This window comes from Bradyrhizobium sp. Crot121, assembly GCF_059512385.1.
Genome location: NZ_JCAMOR010000039.1, coordinates 44,141 through 60,611 on the forward strand (window position 1 = coordinate 44,141; position 16,471 = coordinate 60,611).

Below are 16,471 nucleotides of genomic sequence, written 5' to 3' on the forward strand. Positions count from 1 at the left end.
GGCGTCATTGCGAGCGTCGCAACTGGGCTTCGATGGCCGGCTTGTCTATGACCGACCAAACCTCGACGATCTTACCTTCCCGAAATTCGTAAATAACGTTCTCGGCGAACGAAACTCGTTTCCCGTCGATCTTGAGCCCGAGAAATTCTCCTTTCGGCGTGCAGTCGAAGAGCAGGCGGCTCGACACGTAAGGCGGCTCCGCGATCAAGAGCTGGATATTGAACGAGAGGTCCGGGATCTGCTGAAAGTCATTTTCGAGCATCTGGCGATAGCCTGACAATCCAATCTGCCGGCCATTGTGGCGTACGTCATCGTTGACGAACCGTCCCAAATTCGTCCAGTCCTGCGCGTTCAAGCAGGTGATGTAGTCTCGATAGACTTTGGAGAGATATTGCGGCGTCACGACAAACCTCCCTTAACGCAGGTATCCGAGATCAATGGGTTCCATCGCTACCACGGTCACATCGCTGCCCTGCGAATGCGCTGTGGCTGTCAGGACAACCTTTACCCAGCCTGGCAGCCAAGGCATATTTCCCCAACGATTTTTAAGGGATTTCGCAAGGCGATGAACCAGGGAATCCAGCAGGTCGTTGGCGCCTATGTCAGACTGAAGAATGTGACGGCGCTGTTGGAGATGAAGGCTCACCGAAAGGAACTGCTCTCTCGGGCGCTTGACACGGATCAGTTCAGCCTCGCGCTATCACGTGATCTGTGCCGGCAGGATCTCGCCGCGATCGAAGACGGCGTCCAGGATATCTTGAAGGGTGGCACGCTGCGAGGTTACGTCGATCATATAAAGCCTCACACCATTGCTGGCTGGGCTCAGTGCGTCGACTATCCCGAAATCCCGCTTCGCGTGGAACTCTATTTTGACGGCAGGCTGGTCGGTAGCGTTCTGGCCGACCGCTATCGACAGGATCTCGAAAACGCCGATCTTGGAAGCGGCAACCACAGTTTCCAATTCAAACCCGATCAACACGCTTTCCTTGCGGCAGAACTGATCGAGGTTGCGGCGCCGGATGGCAAGCTCCTTCACGGGGGAACGTTGAAGCGGACAACTGCGGCGAGTGCAGACCCGCCGCTGCTCGCGCTCAATCCTTCACCGTAACCGATCTGCCCGGCTTTAGAGCATGATCCGGAAAAGTGGGTACCGGTTTTCCCTCGCGACAAACGCGAAGCGTTTGCGCGGAGATCATGCTCAAACAAAAAGATAGAGCGAGATGATGATTCGAAGAAAAATCATCACGCTCTAGGCTCTCCGGGAGCAGGCAGCCTTCCACCGTTAACGCTTTGATCCGCCTCGCTTTGCCTTGCCACCGCCATATCATTAAGGTAACGCCGCCGCGATGTGGGGATCGGGCGCGCCTGCCGCCTGAGCGTTTTGCTTCGCCCTCCGGGGATGGGATAGCCTTAAGTGTCTGAATTATTTAGTGAAGTCGACGAGGAACTACGTCGCGAGCAGCTCAAGAAGCTGTGGGACAAGTATTCGCTTCTGATCATTGCGGTCGCGATTCTGATCGTCGCCGGCGTCGGCGGCTGGCGCGGCTACGAATACCTCCAGGGCCAGAAGGCGGCCGAGGCGGGGGCCGCATTCGACCGGGCTGTCGAGCTGTCCGAACAGAACAAGCGCGCCGAGGCGGAGGCCGCTTTCGCCGACCTGGCTGCGAAGGCGCCGGCCGGTTACCGGGTGCTGGCGCGACTGCGGCTGGCTGCCGAAATCGCAGCCCGCGACCCGCAGGCGGCCGCGAAGATGTATGACGAGATCGCGGCCGACCGCAGCGTCGGTGTGGCGGATCAGGACCTGGCGCGGATCCGGGCCGCGCAATTGCTGCTGGAAACCGCGACCTACCAGAACATGCTGCAGCGGCTCGAGCCCGCCACCGCGGCGAACTCGACCTTCCGTCACACCGCGCGCGAATTGCTGGCATTGTCGGCCTACCGCGCCAATGATGCGGCCGCGGCGCGGCAGTGGCTCGACCTGATTGCCAACGATGCCGAGACGCCGCCGAGCCTGCGCTCGCGCGCCGAGGCGCTGCAGGCGCTCTTGCCGCCTGTCGCCAAGAGCTGATTGAGAGGCTAACGAGTTGAGTGAGGGATTGCCCATGCGCCGCTCGCAACGTCTGATCGCAGCCGCTGTCGCCATTGCGCTTTGCAGCGTGCTGGCCGGCTGCGGGGGCGGCGGCCTCTCCAATTTCGACCCGTCGGACCTGCTCGATTTCCTCGACACCAAGAAGAAGCTGCCGGGTGAGCGCAAGCCGGTGTTTCCGGATGGCGTGCCGGGCCTTGAGCAGGGCGTGCCGAAGGAGCTCTACAAGGGCTCGCAGCAACAGCAGATCGATGAGCAGAACGCGCAGGCTGCCGCCGCCGCTGCTCCGCCGCCACAGCCTCCGCCGGAGCAGGCGAAGTCGAAGCGGTCGGCCAAGGGCAGGGCGGCTGCCGCGAGCACGGCGCCCGCAGCCGAGCCGGCCGCCGCCGATCCCAATGCCGCACCGTCCGAGGAGGGCGCATCCGCTGCGCTGCCGCCGGAGCCGAAGGCGAAGAGGATGGCGCGCAAGCGCACCACCGCGCCGCCGCCCGATCAGACGACGGCCCAACCGGCCGCTCAGCCGGAACCCGCACAGCCCACGCAGCAATCCTCCGCACCATTCCCGGCTCCAATGCCGAGCGGCAGTTTTACGCGCTAGTTCCTGCTAGACTCTATTGACCGACACGCGTTTCCGCGAACAGCGCTTTGATGATCCATGTCCTTTACGATCGCCATCATCGGCCGGCCCAATGTCGGAAAGTCGACGCTGTTCAACCGTCTGGTCGGGCAGAAGCTCGCGCTGGTCGATGACGAGCCCGGCGTAACGCGCGACCGCCGCGAGGGGCAGGCGCGGCTTGGCGATCTCGAATTCACCATCATCGATACCGCCGGTCTCGACGAGGGCGCCAAGGGCTCGCTGACTGCGCGCATGCAGGAGCAGACCGAAACCGCGATCGGCCTTGCTGACGCGCTGATGTTCGTGATCGACGCGCGGGTGGGGCTGACGCCGACCGACCGCGCCTTCGCCGATTTCGCCCGCCGCGCCAACAAGCCCGTGGTGCTTGTCGCCAACAAGGCCGAGGGCAAACATGGCGAGCTCGGCGCGATGGAATCCTACGCGCTGGGCCTTGGCGATCCCGTGCAGATTTCCGCCGAGCACGGCGAGGGCATGGGCGAGCTTTATGACGCGCTGAGCGTGCTGATGCCGGCGCCCGCTGAAGACGACGACCTCGAGGATGATGCGCCTGAAACCGAGGAGGACGTCGCCAAACGTCCGATCCGCGTCGCCATCGTCGGCCGCCCCAACGCCGGCAAGTCGACGCTGATCAATCATCTCCTTGGCGAGGAGCGGCTCTTGACCAGTCCGGAAGCCGGCACAACGCGGGACTCCATTGCGGTCGAGATCAACTGGCAGGGCCGCGACTTCCGCCTGTTCGATACCGCGGGCTTGCGGCGGCGGTCGCGGATCGAAGAGAAGCTTGAGAAGCTCTCAGTCGCCGACGCGTTGCGCGCAGTGCGCTTCGCCGAAGTCGTCGTGCTGATGATGGACGCGCAGAACAAGTTCGAGGAGCAGGACCTGCGCATCGCCGATCTGGTCGAGCGCGAGGGCCGCGCGATCGTGCTCGCGGTCAACAAATGGGACCTGGTCGAGCGTAAGCCGAACCTGATCTCGGGCCTCCGCGCCGATGCTGATCATTGGCTGCCGCAGGTGAAGGGCGTGCCCATCGTTGCGGTGTCCGGGCTGATGGGCGAGGGCGTCGATCGCCTGATGAAGGCGATCGAGGAGGCCTATGCCACCTGGAACAAGCGCGTTCCCACCGCCGCGCTCAATCGCTGGTTCGAGCAGGCGATCGCGGCCAACCCGCCGCCCGCCGTCTCCGGCCGCAGGTTGAAGCTGAACTACATCACCCAGAACAAGGCGCGGCCGCCAAGCTTCGTGCTGTTCTGCTCGCGCGCCGACGCCGTGCCGCAATCCTATTTGCGCTATCTCACCAACTCGCTGCGCGAGACCTTTGACCTGCCGGGCACGCCGGTGCGGATCACGCTGCGCGAAAAAGCCAATCCGTTCGCCCACAAGCGCAAGCGGCCGTCATGAGCGAAGAGGCGGCCGTCATCGATGCTCCGCCGAGGCGGAGCGGCGCCGCGATCTTCATCTTCGGCACCGTCCTGCTCGACATGCTGGCGCTCGGCGTTGTCATTCCGATCCTGCCGAAACTGATCGAGGGTTTCGTCGATAATGATACCGCGAGCGCCGCGCGCATCTTCGGCCTGTTCGGCACCGCCTGGGCGTTGATGCAATTACTCTTCTCGCCGATCCTCGGCGGATTGTCCGACAGGTTCGGGCGGCGTCCGGTGGTGCTATTGTCGAACTTCGGTCTCGCCGCCGACTATGTGCTGATGGCGCTGGCGCCATCGCTGGTCTGGCTGTTCATCGGCCGCCTGATTTCGGGCATCACCTCGGCGAGCGTCTCGACCGCCTTTGCCTACATCACCGACGTCACCGCGCCGGAGCAGCGCGCCACCATGTTCGGCAAGATCGGCGTCGCCTTCGGTGCCGGTTTCATCCTGGGGCCGGCGCTTGGCGGTCTGCTCGGCGGCTTCGATCCGCGATTGCCGTTCTGGGTTGCGGCGGGCTTGAGCTTTGCCAACGGACTCTATGGCCTCTTGATCCTGCCGGAGTCGCTGCCGCGAGAGCGGCGTTCGCCGTTCCGCTGGAAGAGCGCCAATCCGGTCGGCGCGTTGCATCTATTGGGCTCGGACCGCGTGCTCGCAGGGCTCTCGCTGGCGAATTTCTTCGCGCAGCTCGCCCATGTCGTGCTGCCCTCGACCTACGTGCTCTATGCGACCTATCGCTACGGCTGGGACACCGCCACCGTCGGCGCGACGCTCGCGCTGGTCGGCCTCTGCCAGATGATCGTGCAGGGCGCGGCGATCGGCCCGATCGTCAAGCGCTTCGGCGAGCGGCGGGCACTGTTGTTCGGCCTCGCCTGTGGCGCGATCGGCTTTCTGATTTTCGCGAGCGCGCCGACCGGAGCGCTGTCCTGGTTCGGCATTCCCGTGATGGCGCTGTGGGGCGTCGCGGGCGCGGCAATCCAGGCGTTGATGACGCAGCTTGTTGCGCCCGACCAGCAGGGCCAGCTCCAGGGCGCCACCACCAGCGTGCAGAGCGTGTCCCAGCTCGTGGGTCCCTTCCTGTTCACGCTGACATTCGCGTATTTCATCGGCACAAGCGCGCCGTTCAAATTGCCGGGCGCGCCGTTCTTCCTCGCAGCAGCATTGTTGCTGCTGGCGCTATTGGTTGCGTCGCTGACGCTCGCGAGGAAAGCGCAGGCTTCGTAGGGTGGGCAAAGCGCAGCGTGCCCACCATCGCGAGCACAGCAGGCGATGGTGGGCACGGCGCTTCGCGCCTTTGCCTACCCTACGCATCACGCCATTACTTCTTCACCAGCGGGCACTCGCTGGCTTCGAGCGGCTTGGCCGCGTCTTCCGGCGCGATGGTGGCGATCAGCTTGTAATAGTCCCAGGGATATTTGGACTCTTCCGGCTTCTTCACCTCGAACAGATAGGCCGGGATGATGCGGCGGCCGTCGATGCGCAGCGGGCCCTTGCCGAACAGGGGATCGTCGGTCGGCAGTTCCTTCATCTTGACGACGGTCTTGGCGCCGTCATGCGGGTTGCCGCCCATCGCTTCCAGCGCCTTCAGATAATGCAGGGTGGCCGCGTAATTGCCGGCGACCGTCATCGACGGCATCATGCCCTTCGGCGACACCTTGGCGAAACGCTTCGACCATTCGCGGGTCTTGTCGTTCAAATCCCAGTAGAAGGATTCCGTAAACGTCAGGCCCTGCGCGGTCTTCAGGCCGAGCGAATGCACGTCGGTGATGAACAGCAGGAGTGCCGCAAGCTTCTGGCCGCCGGAGACGATGCCGAATTCCGACGCCTGCTTGATCGAGTTCGTGGTGTCACCGCCGGCATTCGCGAGCCCGACCACCTTCGCCTTCGACGACTGCGCCTGCAGCAGGAAGGAGGAGAAGTCGGAGGTGTTGAGCGGATGCTTCACGCTGCCGAGCACCTTGCCACCATTGGCGAGAACGACCGCGGTGGTGTCGCGCTCCAGCGCATGGCCGAAGGCGTAGTCGGCGGTCAGGAAGAACCAGCTGTCGCCGCCGGCCTTGGTCAGCGCCTTGCCGGTGCCGTTGGCGAGCATGTAGGTGTCGTAGGTATAGGAGATGGTGTTCGGCGTGCACGCCTTGCCGGTGAGATCGGCGGTGGCCGCGCCCGAGTTGAGCAGCACCGCGTTCTTCTCCTTGACGAGGTTGCTGACCGCGAGCGCGACGCCCGAGTTCGGCGTGTCGACGATGACGTCGACCTTCTCATTGTCGATCCACTGCCGGGCGATGTTGACGCCGACATCAGGCTTGTTCTGGTGATCGCCGCTCAGCACCTCGATCTTCCAGCCCTTGTTGCGCAGGCCGGAATCCTCGACCGCCATGTTGACCGCGGCGACCGAATTGGCGCCGCCGATGTCGGCGTAAAGGCTCGACATGTCGTTCAACACGCCGATCTTGACGGTTTTGTCTTGAGTTTTGTCTTGGGCGAAAGCCGGGGTCGCAAGACCCAATCCGGCGCAAGCGAATAGCGCGGCGTAGCGCCGCGCGCGCGTCGTTTTCATGTGTTCCCTCCTGTTAATGCCGGCGCGGCCCTCTTTTTTGGGGCCTTTCACCAGCGGCGCGGTCGGGGGTGACCCGATCCTCGGGTTCCCGCTTATCCTGTCTCGCGCCTTCCGGCAATGCGCTTATCGTAGCGCATCGGAGCTCAGTTTGAATTTCTGGATGCGCTTGGCGTTGTCGACCTCGGCCGTATAGACGTTGCCCTTGGCGTCGACGGCCATGGCGTGGACCCAGTGGAATTGCCCGGCATTGCGGCCGCTGCGGCCGAAACTGCCGACGACCGTGCCATCGTCGCGCCTGATGATCCGGATCTCGTTGTTCTCGCCGTCGGCGCTCAAGAGATAGGTTTGGTTCGGATCGGGCCAGAGCGCGATGTCCCATACCGCGCCGTTGCCGAGCGTGTTCTTTTCAAAGAACCACTCTTTGACGAAAGTGCCGTCCTTCTTGAATACCTGGATACGGTTGTTGATGCGGTCGCATACATAGACCAGCCCGTCACCCGCGAGCTTCACGCAATGCACGGGATTGCCGAATTGTTGGGCAACCGGCGCCTTGGGATCATAGGCGGCCTGCTTGTCGTCATCCGGCTTGTTGCCATAGGCGCCCCAGTGCCGCTTGTAGGCGCCGCTCGTGGCGTCGAACACGATCACGCGGCGGTTGCCGTAACCATCGGCGACGTAGATCTCGTTGGCCGCCTTGTCGATCGCGGTCTCCGCGGGCTTGCCGAGCTGGGTGGTGTCGTTAGAGCCTTTGCTCGGCGCGATCTTGCCGATCTGGGAGACGAACTTGCCGTCGAGCGTGAATTTCAGGATCGCGTTGTCATTGTCGGCATTGCCGCCGACCCAGACGAAGCCGCGCTCGTCGACCTCGATGCCGTGCTCGCGGCCGACCCATTCATAGCCTTCGCCGGGCCCGCCCCAGGCGCGCAACAGATTGCCGTCGGCGTCGAACTCGAGCACCGGCGGTGCGGGGACGCAGCATTTCGAACGCGGCGGATTGAGCGTTGCGCCTTTCTCGTCATCGGTCAGCGAGCGCGGGCGATGGATCACCCAGATATGGCCCTGCCAATCCACGGTGATGCCGCCGACCTGTCCGAGGATCCAATTGTTCGGCAACGGCTTCGGCCAGGCTGCATCGACCGCGAAGGTCGGAATGTCGCCGGCATGCGACGGCGCCGACAGGCAGAAGCAGGCGATGCAGCTTAAGATGAATCCGAAAAGGGTGCGCGCGCGATTGAGCCTCGCCGTCATGGTTGCCTCCCGAGATTTTTCTTGGCGGTTTGCCCGCTCAGGTAGCAGTCAATCGCGCCGAGGGAGTTGAGTCAATCGCCCGTCATTGCGAGCGGAGCGAAGCAATCCATAGCGCCACAAGTGGAGGCGCGGATTGCTTCGTCGCTGCGCTCCTCGCAATGATCGAGAAAATCACGCCGGCGGATGGAAGCTCATCAGCTTGCGCGAGGGATAATCGTAGAACTTGCCGGTCTCCGTCCACTCCGGCGAACACATCGGCACGATGAACTCCGCCGCCTGCTCAGGCGTATCGATATCCATCGGGTCTTCGCCCGGAAACACCGCGGCGCGCATGCGGGTGCGGATCGGGCCCGGGCTGAACAGGTTGATGCGCAGCCTCAAGGTCGCGGTCTCGTTGGCCCAGACGCGCACCAGCGTTTCCAGCGCGGCCTTCGACGCCGCATAGGGGCCGAGATAGGCGAGTGCCTTGTTGGCTGCACCCGAGGTGATGAACACCGCGCGTCCGGCATCCGACACTTTCAAGAGTGGCTCCATGCAGCGGATGAGCTGGAAGTTCGCGGTGACGTTGACCGCCATCACGTCGTTCCACGATTTCAGATCGATGTGGCCGAGCGGCGAGGAAGGGCCGGCGACGCCGGCATTGCCGACGAGGATGTCGAGCTTGCCGTGGCGCTCATGCAGCGCTGCGCCCAAGCGGGCGATGCCGTCGGAATCGGTGAGGCTGAGCGGCACCAGCGTGGCGCTGCCGCCGCTTTGCCGGATCTCGTCGTCGAGCTCCTCGAGCCCTCCTTGCGTCCGCGCCACCGCCACGATATGCGCGCCGGCTTTGGCCAGCGCGAGCGCGGTGGCATAGCCGATGCCGCGCGAGGCGCCGGTGACGAGGGCGATGCGGGAGGCGAGGGGTTTTGTCATGGTTGTCCAAGTGTTCGTCATGGCCGGGCTTGTCCCGGGCGTCCACGTGTTCTTGGCGCGGTATTACAGACGTGGATGGCCGGGACAAGCCCGGCCATGGGGGTGCAGGAGCGATAGTCTCTCAGCTCGCCTCCGCCAGCAGCGACAATTGCCGCGGCTGCGGCTCGGTTTCGCTGTGGTCGGTGAGGTGGGTGGGGTAAGCGCCCGTGAAGCAGTGGTCGGCGAATTTCGGGTTGGCGGGATCGCGGCCGTCGGGATAGCCCATGGCGCGATACATGCCGTCGATCGACAGGAAGGCCAGCGAGTCCGCGCCGATGATGTCGCGCATTTCCTCCAGCGTATGCGTCGCCGCCAAGAGGCCGCCGCGGTCGGGCAGGTCGATGCCGTAATAGTCGGGATAGAGGATCGGCGGCGAAGCGAGGCGGAAATGCACTTCGAGGGCGCCGGCGTCGCGCATCATGCGCACGATCTTCTTGGAGGTGGTGCCGCGCACCAGCGAGTCGTCGATCAGGAGGATGCGCTTGCCCTCGATGGCGGCGCGGTTGGCCGAATGCTTCATGCGTACGCCGAGCTCGCGCACGCTCTGGGTCGGCTGGATGAAGGTGCGGCCGACATAGTGGTTGCGGATGATGCCAAGCTCGAACGGCACGCCGGAATACTGACTGTAGCCGACCGCGGCGGGCACGCCGGAATCCGGCACCGGCACCACGACGTCGATATCCGGATGGTTCTCGCGCGCAAGCTGCGCGCCGAACGCCTTGCGGACCTCGTAGACCGAACGGCCGCCGACGATCGAGTCGGGCCGCGAGAAATAGATGTACTCGAAGATGCAGGGCCGTGGCGGCTTCGGCGGGAACGGCTTGTGCGTGTGCGCGCCTTCCTCATCGAACACGATGATCTCGCCCGGCTCGATATCGCGGACATATTTGGCGCCGATCATGTCGAGCGCGCAGGTCTCCGAGGTCAGGATCGGCCGGCCGTCGAGGTCGCCGAGCACCAGCGGCCGGATGCCGAGCGGATCGCGCGCGCCGACCAGCTTCTTGTTGGTCAGCGCGACCAGCGAATAGGCGCCCTCGATCGCGCGCAGCGCCTCGATGAAGCGATCGACAAAATGGCTGCGCTTGGACTGCGCCACCAGGTGCAGGATCACCTCGGTGTCGGTGGTCGACTGCATCATCGCGCCGTTCTTGACGAGCTCGCGGCGCAGCGACAGCCCGTTGGTGAGGTTGCCGTTATGGCCGACCGCAAAGCCGCCGGCGTTGAGCTCGGCGAACAGCGGCTGCACGTTGCGCAGGATGGTGGCGCCGGTGGTGGAATAGCGGACATGGCCGACTGCGGTCGAGCCGGGCAGGCGTTCGATCACTTCGCGGCGGGAGAAGGTGTCGCCGACCAGGCCGAGCCGTCGCTCAGAGTGGAAGCGGCTGCCGTCGAAGGTGACGATGCCGCAAGCTTCCTGGCCGCGATGCTGGAGGGCGTGCAATCCGAGCGCCGTGATGGTGGCGGCTTCGGGGTGACCGAAAATGCCGAACACGCCGCACTCTTCGCGTAGCGTGTCGCCTTCGAGATCATCCTGCAATTCGATGGGCCCGGAAGAATACGGGTCAAGCTGCTCGGCGTGATCGGAAGGGGATTGCATCGCGTTCATCGCCTTTCTTTGTGGCCTGTGCTGAGTTTAGCCCAGCGGGCCTAAGTCAAGGTTTAACGGCCCGCGGGTTTTTCGATCAGCTTTTTAAGGCTGTCGCGGGCAGGTTTACTATAGCCATCGCCCGACGCCGGCGCGGTGGGTTCGGCGTCAGTCTGATCGTCTTCCGGTTTGTTTTTCTTGAACCGCTTTAAGATGGTGTTCTCGGGGTCATCAGGCAAGAGCGACATCAGCCAATCCCCGGTTCCTTGCAGCACCACGCGGGATTTTGCGCCCGTCACCCAGTCCGGGCGCTGCTTGTCAGGAACCAGCCAGCTGAAGAACAGGAAGGCGACGACCACGATCAGGAGCCCGCGCGCCAGCCCGAACAGGAAGCCGAGCGTGCGGTCGAGCGCGCCGATGCGTGAATCCAGGATCATGTCGGAAATCCGCACCGTGATGATGGACACCACGATCAGGGTACCGATGAAAGTGCCGGCGACCACGACGACGGCGGCGACCGTGTCGTTGTTGAAGTACGTTTTCGCGGTCGGCAAAAGCTTCGAGAAAGCATAAAGCGTGACCAGCGCCGCCGCGCCCCAGGCCGCGATCGACAGGATCTCGCGCATGAAGCCGCGCACCATCGCAAGCAGGCCCGAGATCAGCATCACCGCGAGCAGGACGAGATCGAGGATCGTTATCGGCATCGGGTGGTCAGGTCCGCTCGTTCTTCTTACGGGTCGTGCAGGGCTCGGCCGCCGCGAATCGGCGTTTCGGTTCCGTGCTAGCTGAAGGGCTTATAGCGTCTCCGGCAAGGCCGGAAAGTGCCTGTCCCACGCGGCGGGATGTATAGCGGCGAGGGCCGTCAAGGTCACCCCGCTTTAGCCCCTGTCGCGACGGAATCGGGCCGGTGTGGCATTTTTCTCAACGGGTTCAGCGTCCCGTTGAGCCTGGTGGTTGCCCCTCGGCGTGCCGCGGGCGGCGATCTCGGCGACCAGCGTGGTCAATCCGCCGACCGAGTTCAGGGTAAGGCCGGCATCGCCGCCATCGCCGCGGGCCGATTCGGGCAGCACGGCCCGGCCAAACCCGAGTTTTGCTGCTTCCTTCAGCCTGGCCGAGGTCTGCGCCACCGGCCGGACCGCACCGGACAGCGAAATCTCGCCGAAATAAACTGCATCCGTCGGCAGGGGAGCGTTGACGAGGGAGGATACCAGCGCTGCGGCGGCGGCAAGATCGGCGGCCGGTTCCTGGATGCGCAGGCCGCCTGCGACGTTCAGGTAGACGTCATGGCCGGAGAGTTTCACGCCGCAATGGGCCTCCAGCACTGCCAGTACCATCGACAGCCGGCTCGGGTCCCAGCCGACCACTGCGCGCCGCGGCGTGCCGAGCGTGGTCGGCGCCACCAACGCCTGCAGTTCCACCAGCACCGGGCGGGTGCCCTCGATCCCGGCAAACACGGCGGTGCCGGGGCTGCCGAGATCGCGCTCGGAAAGGAACAATTCGGAGGGGTTCGAGACCTCACGCAGGCCGAGCCCGGTCATCTCGAACACCCCGATCTCGTCGGTCGGGCCGAAGCGGTTCTTGACCGCGCGGAGGATGCGGAACTGCTGCGAGCCTTCCCCCTCGAACGACAGCACCGCGTCGACCATGTGCTCGACCACGCGGGGGCCCGCGATCTGGCCATCCTTGGTGACGTGCCCGACCAGGATGATGGCGGCGCCGGTCTTCTTGGCGAAACGAATCAGCGCCTGCGCCGAGGCGCGGACCTGGGTCACCGTGCCGGGCGCGGATTCGACGGTGTCGGTCCACATGGTCTGGATCGAATCGATCACGATCAGGCGCGGCACGGTGCCTTCTGACAGCGTCGAGACGATATCCTCCACGGACGTCTCGGAGGCGAGCTGCACCGGCGCATTCGCAAGCCCGAGCCGCTCGGCGCGCAGCCGCACCTGCGCCACCGCCTCTTCGCCCGAGATGTAGACCGCGCGGTGCCCGGCGCGCGCCATCATGCTGGTCGCCTGTGTCAGCAGCGTCGACTTGCCGATGCCGGGATCACCGCCGACCAGCAGCACCGACCCGCGTACGAAGCCGCCGCCGGTGACGCGGTCGAGCTCGGTCATGCCGGAGGAGAGGCGAGGAGCGTCGTTGCTCTTGCCGGAAAGCGACTCCAGCGCAAACGTCCGCCCCTTGCGCTTGGAGCGGATCGACACCGGCACATTGCCGGTCGAGTCCTCCTCCGCCAGCGTATTCCACTCGCCGCAGGCGTCGCACTTCCCCTGCCAGCGATTATACGCCGCGCCGCAGTTCTGGCAGACAAAGGAGAGGGTGGATTTGGCCATCTGAATGCTTGAGTCGCTGCTTCGCGTACCGTGCATAGCACGGTTACGCCTGACGGCACGAACCTCAATCATTGGCCGCTTTGGCGCGATATTGCTTGCGGTGGCTTTGGCAGGCGGCAATTCTAGTGAGTTGCCGCCGACCACAACAGCGACGCTCCGGCCACAAGCATGATGCCGTCCATCACCAAGCGGAAGACGTCAGGTTCGAGCCGTAGCACGAAGCGCTTGGCAATGAAGGCGCCGGCCATCAGCGACGAGCCCGCGATCAGGCCTTTGAGGGCGACGTCAGGCGTCAGCGCGCCGAAATGTCTGAACGTCACCGACTTGCTCACATAGAGTCCGAGCGAGCTTGCGGCCTCGGTGGCGAGGAAGGCGCCCTTGGTGAGGCCGTAGAACAGGAACAGCGGCACGCTCAAAGGTCCGGTGGAGACGACGATGCCCGTGAGATAGCCGATGATGGCGCCGCCTACAGCGAGATGCCACAACTGCGCTTTCAGTTGATGCCGCGCCAGCCAGTGCCGTAGTGGTACCATCGCGATCAGGAACAGGCCGATCGCGATATCGACGGCGCGAGAGGGCAGCGCCAAGAGCGTACGCGCGCCGAGCGCCGCGGCCGGAATGCCGGTGATGGAGTAGGCGGCACAAGCGCGCCAATCGACCTCGCGCCACCAGGCCAGGATGCGCGAAAGATTCGCCATCACCGCGGCGACCGCCATGATCGGCACCGCCTGCTTCGGCCCGAACTGATAGATCAGCACCGGCATCAGCATGATCGACGATCCCGTGCCGACGATGCCCGAAAGGGTTCCGGCAATCAGGCCGACGATGAGGACGAAGAGGTAGCCCACGAGATGGTGTCCGCGACTTTGTTAGGGGGAGACAGAGTAGCGCCTTTCGGGAGGTTGCGTCTTAAAGACTCCGACGTCATTCCGGGGCGCGCCCCTTCGCGCGAACCCGGAATCCATCGGGCTGCGGGCGCAGGTGGAGCAATGGATTCCGGGCTCGCCGCTTCGCGACGCCCGGGAATGACGGCGGAGAAAAATTCGCCAGCAATTCCAATGTGATTTGCCCTGTCCACTCCTCACGTGAAAAATAAACCGCTTAACCCGTCGGGCAAATCAGTGATTTAACTCCGCGTGTCTCACGCGGATGAGGGGCGGCTCGCGATCGTCACGAACGTTGCGGTGAGATGCGGTGGACGCAGGTGTTGCGATCGACGAACGCGACATCAGCGGACGGCGAAGTCGTGTGGTCCTGGCGCCCCGACGCTGGCGCTAAGTACGCGAGCAGCAAGAGCTGCCGCGGACGACGGTGGCAAGAAAGCCCGGTCACCGGGGAGAGCACGAAGTAAGCCGTAAACCATCGCGCAGGGAAAGCCGGAATGCTTCGGTTGAACCTGTGGTCCTACCCCCGTGCTTTTTGTTGCACGGGACCCATGGGTGCAACCAGCACCCGACTTTCCCTGCGCCCTCTGCTATCGAGGAGGGTGAAAAGTAAAGCAAAGCTCGGACGCAAGGCGCCGCGAGAATGCGAACTCGTATCCCTCAGACTAGTCATGCCCGCGAAGGCGGCCATCCTACGGCACGATCACCGCAGCACGATCCACGCCGGAGCGTGGTCGCTCGCGCCTTCGTCGCCTCTGACGTCGCGGTCGACGCCGGCCTTCGTCAGGCGCGGCACGAGCACAGGACTGAGCAACAGATGATCAAGTCTCAGCCCCGCATCGCGCGGCCAGCGATTGCGCTTGTAGTCCCAGAAGGTGAACATCGGCTTTGCCGGATGCAGCGTGCGGATCGCGTCGCACCAGCCCTGATCGACCAGCGCCTTGAACGCGGCGCGGCTCTTCGGCTGGATCAATGCATCCTTGTCCCAGGAGCGCGTCGGATAGATGTCGAGCTCGGTCGGCGCGACGTTGTAGTCGCCGGCGAGCACGACCGGGACATCCTCTTTGAGAAGCTTCGCGGCATGCGCGCGCAATCGCCTGAACCAGGCAAGCTTGTAGTCGAATTTCGGCCCCGGCTGCGGGTTGCCGTTCGGCAGATAGAGGCTGGTGACGATGATGCCCTTGACCGCGGCCTCGATATAGCGCGCCTCATGATCGGTGCGATCGCCGGGCAGGGCGGTGCGGATCAATACCGGCTCGGCTTTTCGCGCGAGGATCGCAACGCCGTTCCAGGTCTTCTGCCCGTGCCACACCGCGCCATAGCCGGCCTTTTCGATTGCGGCAGTCGGAAACTCGCTATCGGTCGCCTTCAATTCCTGCAGGCTGACGGCATCGGGTTTTGCCGCGCGCAGCCAGTGCAAGAGGTTCGGCAGGCGGCGGTTGATGTTATTGATGTTGAAGGTCGCGATCTTCATGCGTCGAGACGACCGCGATCCGTTCTGACCCGATCAGGTCGGCCTGTTGCCGGAGTCGGCCGGCGGGGGCGGCGGCTCCTCCGCGGGATTGCCGCCCTTGTAGATGCGCGCATAACGCGGTCCGAGGCTGGTCAGCACCTCATAGCCGATGGTGCCGAAATGATGCGCTGTTTCGTCGACCGTGATGCCTTCGCCGATCAGCGTGACCATGTGGCCGCGCCGCACGGCATTCTTGTCGAGTTCGGTGATGTCGACGGCGATCAGGTCCATCGAGATGCGGCCGGCGATCGGACAGCGCTTGCCGGCGACCACAACGTCGGCGCCGCGGGTGCCGTCGTTCGAGCTCGCGGCGCGGAAATAGCCGTCGGCATAGCCGACCGAGATGACCGCCAGTCGCGTCGGCCGCCGCGCGGTCCAGGTGCCGCCATAGCCGACGGTCTCGCCGCGATCGATGTGGCGGATCTGCACGATGCGGGCCTTGAGATCGACCACCGGCCGCATCGGGTTGTCGGCCTCGGGCGTCGGGTTGACGCCGTAGAGCGCCGCTCCCGGCCGCACCAGATCGAACTGGAATTGGGGGCTGAGGAAAATGCCGGAGGAATTCGCAAGCGACGCCGGCACGCCGGTGAACAGGCTCGCGATCTCGCGGAAGGCCGCAAGCTGCCTCGCATTGATCGGGTTGTTGAGCTGCTCGGCGGCGACGAGGTGGCTCATCACCAGCGTGATGCCGTGATCGCCGGCATTGATGCGCGGGATGATGCCCTGCGCCTCGTTGATTGTGAACCCGAGCCGGTTCATGCCGGTGTCGATGTGAATAGCGGCGCCGCCCGACCAGCCGGAGCGACGGCAGAACACGTCCCATTCGGCGAGTTCGTTGAGATCGCCAATCACGGGCTGGCAGTCGAACTTGGCGTAGCTGTCGCCGGTGTTCTGGAAGAAGCCGCCGAGCGCATAGATGGTGGCGGACGGCACCGCCTCGCGCACGGCGCGCGCCTCTTCGATATTGGCGACGAAGAACGTCTTGCAGCCGGCGCCAGCCAATGCCCGCGAAACCTGCGCAGCGCCGCAGCCATAGCCGTCGGCCTTCACGACGGCGCCGCATTCGGCTGGAACCGCTGCTTTCTCGAGCCTGCGCCAGTTGGCGATGATGGCGTCGAGATCGACGGTCAGGACGCCGGTGGCGGTCGGAGGCACCGCGAGCTGGTGTGCGTCGGACGCAAGTTGTGCGCCCTGCGGGATCGATTTCGGATCGGAAGCGACGTTCATGGCGCCGTTTTACGCGGGCGGCAGCAATG

15 protein-coding genes are annotated in these 16,471 nt (G+C 64.3%); 5 read left to right on the top strand and 10 right to left on the bottom strand.

What is annotated here, in order from left to right:
- Positions 1-4 precede the first annotated feature (4 nt).
- On the bottom strand, positions 5-403 hold the full coding sequence (locus AC5ZGW_RS28300; protein ID WP_130226755.1) for an ester cyclase: 399 nt from the start codon (positions 401-403) through the stop codon (positions 5-7).
- Here AC5ZGW_RS28300 and AC5ZGW_RS28305 point away from each other — a divergent pair.
- The 5 genes from AC5ZGW_RS28305 to AC5ZGW_RS28325 all read left to right on the top strand — a co-directional run bounded on the left by AC5ZGW_RS28305 (position 392) and on the right by AC5ZGW_RS28325 (position 5,365).
- The gene (locus AC5ZGW_RS28305) at positions 392-1,108 is read left to right on the top strand and encodes a hypothetical protein (protein WP_130226754.1); all 717 of its coding nucleotides are present in this window, start codon (positions 392-394) and stop codon (positions 1,106-1,108) included. The genes AC5ZGW_RS28300 and AC5ZGW_RS28305 overlap by 12 nt on opposite strands.
- A 306-nt stretch (positions 1,109-1,414) precedes the next feature.
- The gene (locus AC5ZGW_RS28310) at positions 1,415-2,068 is read left to right on the top strand and encodes a tetratricopeptide repeat protein (protein WP_028166045.1); all 654 of its coding nucleotides are present in this window, start codon (positions 1,415-1,417) and stop codon (positions 2,066-2,068) included.
- 34 nt (positions 2,069-2,102) lie between these two features.
- Entirely contained in the window at positions 2,103-2,684 is a 582-nt protein-coding gene (locus AC5ZGW_RS28315) for a hypothetical protein (RefSeq protein ID WP_474419662.1), read from the top strand.
- A 57-nt stretch (positions 2,685-2,741) separates the two neighbouring features.
- Positions 2,742-4,121, top strand: coding sequence for a ribosome biogenesis GTPase Der (gene der / locus AC5ZGW_RS28320; RefSeq protein ID WP_130230298.1), 1,380 nt, complete (start codon positions 2,742-2,744; stop codon positions 4,119-4,121).
- Positions 4,118-5,365: a TCR/Tet family MFS transporter gene (locus AC5ZGW_RS28325; RefSeq protein WP_130230300.1), complete on the top strand. Its 1,248-nt coding sequence runs from the start codon at positions 4,118-4,120 to the stop codon at positions 5,363-5,365. The genes der and AC5ZGW_RS28325 overlap by 4 nt, the downstream gene beginning before the upstream one ends.
- 94 nt (positions 5,366-5,459) lie before the next feature.
- Here the strand turns inward: AC5ZGW_RS28325 and AC5ZGW_RS28330 are convergent, their stop codons facing one another.
- The 9 genes from AC5ZGW_RS28330 to alr all read right to left on the bottom strand — a co-directional run bounded on the left by AC5ZGW_RS28330 (position 5,460) and on the right by alr (position 16,442).
- Positions 5,460-6,698, bottom strand: a complete 1,239-nt coding sequence (locus AC5ZGW_RS28330) for an ABC transporter substrate-binding protein (protein ID WP_028166049.1) — start codon at positions 6,696-6,698, stop codon at positions 5,460-5,462.
- Between the two features lie 123 nt (positions 6,699-6,821).
- Positions 6,822-7,946, bottom strand: a complete 1,125-nt coding sequence (locus AC5ZGW_RS28335) for an NHL repeat-containing protein (protein ID WP_130230302.1) — start codon at positions 7,944-7,946, stop codon at positions 6,822-6,824.
- A gap of 171 nt (positions 7,947-8,117) precedes the next feature.
- Entirely contained in the window at positions 8,118-8,858 is a 741-nt protein-coding gene (locus tag AC5ZGW_RS28340) for an SDR family NAD(P)-dependent oxidoreductase (protein ID WP_130230304.1), read from the bottom strand.
- Positions 8,859-8,979: 121 nt separating this feature from the next.
- Complete coding sequence (gene purF, locus AC5ZGW_RS28345) at positions 8,980-10,494, bottom strand: amidophosphoribosyltransferase (protein WP_130230308.1); 1,515 nt, start codon at positions 10,492-10,494, stop codon at positions 8,980-8,982.
- A 62-nt stretch (positions 10,495-10,556) separates the two neighbouring features.
- Positions 10,557-11,186 (bottom strand): CvpA family protein, encoded by a 630-nt coding sequence (locus AC5ZGW_RS28350; RefSeq protein WP_028166053.1) that lies wholly within the window; start codon positions 11,184-11,186, stop codon positions 10,557-10,559.
- A gap of 174 nt (positions 11,187-11,360) precedes the next feature.
- A complete protein-coding gene (radA, locus tag AC5ZGW_RS28355; RefSeq protein WP_474419664.1) occupies positions 11,361-12,818 on the bottom strand; it encodes a DNA repair protein RadA in 1,458 nt (485 codons plus the stop codon).
- A gap of 122 nt (positions 12,819-12,940) precedes the next feature.
- Positions 12,941-13,666 (bottom strand): sulfite exporter TauE/SafE family protein, encoded by a 726-nt coding sequence (locus AC5ZGW_RS28360; RefSeq protein ID WP_130230306.1) that lies wholly within the window; start codon positions 13,664-13,666, stop codon positions 12,941-12,943.
- 739 nt (positions 13,667-14,405) lie between these two features.
- Positions 14,406-15,176: an exodeoxyribonuclease III gene (locus tag AC5ZGW_RS28365; protein WP_130230193.1), complete on the bottom strand. Its 771-nt coding sequence runs from the start codon at positions 15,174-15,176 to the stop codon at positions 14,406-14,408.
- 33 nt (positions 15,177-15,209) lie between these two features.
- Entirely contained in the window at positions 15,210-16,442 is a 1,233-nt protein-coding gene (gene alr, locus AC5ZGW_RS28370; RefSeq protein ID WP_130230195.1) for an alanine racemase, read from the bottom strand.
- Positions 16,443-16,471: the final 29 nt, after the last annotated feature.